Annotated in this window: 1 protein-coding gene and 1 pseudogene; both read right to left on the bottom strand. The window is 42.9% G+C overall.

Features of this window, described 5'->3' with window-relative positions; all coding sequences use genetic code 11:
• Positions 1-701, bottom strand: a pseudogene (locus AC1DND_RS19525) (hypothetical protein); the annotation flags it as partial.
• Positions 702-738: 37 nt separating this feature from the next.
• On the bottom strand, positions 739-4,881 hold a 4,143-nt coding region (locus AC1DND_RS19520), incomplete at its 5' end, for an Ig-like domain-containing protein (RefSeq protein WP_477584151.1).

Raw genomic sequence — 4,881 nt, 5'->3', positions numbered from 1 at the left:
TTGCCATACCCCATCAATGATGTACCCAAGCTGCTTTTTTGAGATACCGATTCCCTGTTATGGGAAGAATTGAGTGCATGCGCCAGTTCATGTGCCGTTCCACCGATCCACATTGTAAACGGGTCAGTTCCAATATTGGCAATGTTCAGACCTGCATAATCCAAGGCATAGCAGTATTTTCCAACCCCATAAAATGGATTTCCTCCAGCAGGCTCTCCATTTGCATTTGTTGAGAAAGGTGGTAACAGTATAAGCACATGCTGGCTTTGTTTTAGGCCCGGATTGGTTGCATAGAAATTATTCACTTCTGTAACTCCAGTACCAGCATTGAAATTTATTTTAGATTGTGCACTTCTGATTACACTGATTTGGACCAATTGAGTAACCGAATCTTTAACAAGGCCAAAGGTTTTTGGCCCATATCCATTTCTATCCAATTCCTGAGCATAGTAATTCTGGATCCATGTTAGCACCCCATCAATTCTTGATCTAAAATTTGCAACAGTGTCAAGATCCGTCGGAATCAGATAGGCAACAGTAAGATTGCGGGTGTGTGATAACACTGGATTCGCTACGGTCATCTGTGGTTTAGACTTGTAGGTGTTTCCCGTTTCTGCAACAGGTATCTCTGTTCTTTTACATGAGGACGTAAAGAGGACTGCAGTTGCCGCAAGGGCAATCAATAATTGTTTTTTTTTCATTTTATTTATGGTTTAGGTTGAATGCTACTGTCATCTATTATAACTTAATTACTTTTACAACCTTTCTTTGTGTGCCCTGTTTTATTTCTATCAAATACATCCCTGGAACAAGTTCATCTCCAAAATTTAGCTGGTCATGAGCATCTGTTTTAGCTTCTTTAACCAATTGTTGGGCTATATTAAATATTCTATAATATACTATTTCTTTACTAGGGCTTTCTACATGCACTTTAAATGCACTGGTACTCGGATTTGGCCAGGCCTTAACTTTTAATGTTTCGGAAGGCAAAATGACGGTATTTATATCCTCGTTTGAGAATACTTCTTCCGTGTTTTGTATGTTGTTGTTTGGCTCCTGATTCAATAAGAGTTCCGGTCTGTTGCTTGCAGCTTCTCGCGAATTAAAGCTTACATTGTTGGCCGAGCTTGTGGTTCCCTGATTGATTAACCTGAAAGAAATGATTTTGTTGTTCGCTGCCAATTGGCTGTTGATGTAGGCAGTTACGTCTAGGTCGTACCATCGACCATTTAAATTACTGACGGTATAATTCCCGATCAATGTGCCGGCCTCAGCTGGTTGGTTATTCCAAGTAATTGTACTTTCAGTCCAGGTTGTATTGGAAAGTCCATATACAGATACTACMCTGGTTGGATCTGCGCCAACACTGGAAACATAAACCCGCAATTTCGCACTTTCGACGCTGGATTGTGTAAACGAAGTATAATCAAATCGCAAATACGACTGCCTAAAAAATGATGATCCATCTTTTTTCACTTCCAAAGTTGTTGCCGCCCCATATTTTGTATTTGCCAATGAACCATCTCGTACAAATGCGTCCGCTACCGGATTAACAACTAAAGCTTGTGGAGTATTTATGGTAATATTAACCGCACCCGATACAGTTATCCCTCCACTGTTGTCGGTCGCTTTTGCGGTAAGCGCATAAGTTCCTGCAGCAGGGTTATTCCAGGTGAAGCTATAAGGTGCAGTGGTTGACTGGCCTAATAAAGTGCTGCCCTGATAAAACTCTACTTTAGCAACCGTACCATCCGCATCCGTAGCGCTAGCATTAATAGTAACATTCGTACCTGCTGTGTATACATTATTGTTTGCCGGTGAACTGATGGCTACCGTTGGCAAGGTATTGATAGTAACCTTAACGGTGTCTGACATTRTTGTTCCTCCGTTATTATCCGTTGCTTTAGCGATAAGGCTGTAATTTCCTGCTGTAGGATTATTCCAGTTAAAGCTGTAAGGCGCTGTGGTAGACTGACCTAATAAAGTGCTGCCCTGATAAAACTCTACTTTRCTAATTGTTCCGTCCGCATCCGTAGCGCTGGCATTAATAGTAACATTTGCACCTGCTGTAAATACAGTATTGTTTGCTGGTGAACTGATGGCTACCGTTGGCAAGGTATTGATAGTAACCTTAACGGTGTCTGACATTGTTGTTCCTCCGTTATTATCCGTTGCTTTAGCGATAAGGCTGTAATTTCCTGCTGTAGGATTATTCCAGTTAAAGCTGTAAGGCGCTGTGGTTGACTGACCTAAAAGTGTGCTGCCCTGATAAAATTCTACCTTAGCAACCGTTCCATCGGTATCRGCAGCATTGGCATYAATARCAACATCGCTACCAACTGTAACTACTGCATTGCTAACAGGCGAAGTAATCGATACCGTTGGCAACGAGTTGGCAACGTCTACAGCCGGATAAACCAGTTTTCTTGAACCATCATATCCGATAGCATAAACACTTGTAGAACCGGCACCATATTGAACCGTTGTGGTTGCGTTTGCAGTTGTGCCATCGCCTGCGGCATAAATAGCCACATCGGTAAGTGCCTTTTGGTTATAGGTCTCAAAAGCTACTGCACCAGTCCATTTCGTATTGTCGATCGTTAACGTACCTGCATTAACGGTTACACCGACCGTTGCAACTGCGGTTGCCGCCAATGGGATACGGTTTTTATAGGTATCTACAGTATTTGCCGAAATGTAATTCAATACCGGGGATACCGGTTTTGGATATTTGGCTTTCATTGCAGTACTTAAAGCATCTATCTGCGCCTGGGTAATTGTTAAACGGCGTATTGTGCCATAATCGCTAATATCCGCATCAATTGGCAGCAGATAACCTCCTTTTATGAAAAAATCAGTCAGGTCTTCATGAACGGCATCGCTGGCAGCGGTTACAAAATTAATGATCAATTGTCCGTCATTTACACCAACCTGACTGGTTGTACGCATTTTCTCCAGCACATCACCATACCAGAAAGCCACATCTGGTAGCCCAGCCGGAGCTGCTGTACCAGATAATCGCTGCTGCATGGTAGGCAGGTCTTTACACGCCCCGGCAGCCTGATAATACAGTTCCAATTGCCAGAAAGGCACTAGCGGAATATAGGCATCTATTGCATTCCCAGGTGTCTGGATGTGTTTTTTCTGTATTAAACTATAATCTAATAACAGACTGAATCTACCACCGATTACACTTGGACCTCCTACCTTAGTTTTCTCGGCCTGTTTTTCCATCTTTGAAGAATTCGGATACCTGCTGCCATAGATATACATGATCCAGGCCGAATTGATGTTATTGGTTACCTCGGTCATGCCGATCCATTTGGCTCCGGGCCTCACCTGGTTATTGTGGCCATATTCATGGGCTACTCCCCATGGATCGTAAAGAACACCTGCAGCACTGTACAGATTGGATCCACTACCTCCCGCGCCTATAAGATAGTTCACGCCATCACTGCTTGCATTGGGATTTCCATCCTCAGATACAGACCTCAGGAACATGTGGTTTTTAGGTACTCTGTTATATTTGGTCAGGCCGTTTAAAATATATTCTTTATGCACAATAGTGTCGTAGGCAGCAACCAGCTCTTTTCCGCCGTTCGGTGAACCGTTTAGGAGTATATATTTATGTAAGTTTAAATTTGTATAGGTTCCTTTGATGTCCAAAGTTGGATAAACACCGTTCAGCAACATTTTTGTCCATTCATCATTGGTGTCGGTTAAAGGATTGAAATATCCGTTAACCTGGCCAGTGGCTATGTTAACCCGCACAGGCTGCAGATTGGCATTATCGCTAAAATAGCTGATGTAGGCCAAGCCATTATGTGCCACATTGATAATGTTTACCCCCTTCTGCAAAGGATAACTATCGGTAGTGGCACTGTTATTAAGCGCAAAGTCCTTAATGAGCAATTTTGGGTTTACACCATAGGTATCGCCAACAAAAACAACCGCTTTGGTATTGGCCTTAAAGGCAATCCCTGTCGGGTTTTCAACCTTGTTCAAACCATTTGTCTTTAATATGCCCTCAACTGTACCGGTATTTGGATAAAAATCATAGGTCTGTACGCGGTATTTCCTGTTGTAGGTATTGTTGAAAATACACTGCGCCATGGATTTAAAAAACGGAGAAGCAATGGCATCGATATCGGTCTGTGTGATTTCGGGTTTTAACGTAGTATACAGATCATCCGCAAAAACATTACTGGACACCGGTCTGGCAGCGCGGTGAAACTCCATTTCAGCGCAGTTAACTACATTGTTTACACCAGAAAATATTTTAAATACAATTTTCGTGACGTTTTGCAGGTTGGCCGGAAATGTAAATGTAGAAGGGGTATTAACAAGGCCGGCATCAAAATCCATCAGCTTGGTCAAAGTAGCCTGCGTTGCACTGGTGTACCAGATCTCCCCTTTTCCAATGTTACCGTTTACTCCGCCATCTGTTCTGGGAAAATATTTTATGTAATCCATGCTGTTATTTCCCCCAAAGTCAAAATTCATCAATACCGGTTTGACCTGGCTGACGCCTTCGGTATAAGCAGAAAAATAAAACGAACTTAAACTGCCATCTATAGAGTAGCCGATAAGGCGCTGCTGCTCATTCGCAACCGTCCCGTTTACAGCAGTCGGCTGTATCTTTGCGTCTGCAAATAAATCCAGGTCTGCAGTTGGGTGCTCACAGTCTGTAGAAACCAGCGTTCCCGTTTCTGCAGAGCTAAAATTGATTTCGGCACAACTTGAAAAATTGCCTCCTGCCGCCCTGATTACAAAGCGGACGATATAGGGTTTTACAATCGGGCTGGCTGTCATGTCGATCGTTTTTACCGCATTGGTCTGGGCCCAGCTAATATTGCTCAGCTTGCTTACAAAAACCGAAGG

The sequence above is a fragment of the Pedobacter sp. 01N416 genome (genome assembly GCF_056399685.1).
This window is presented reverse-complemented; position numbering and strand designations above follow the sequence as displayed.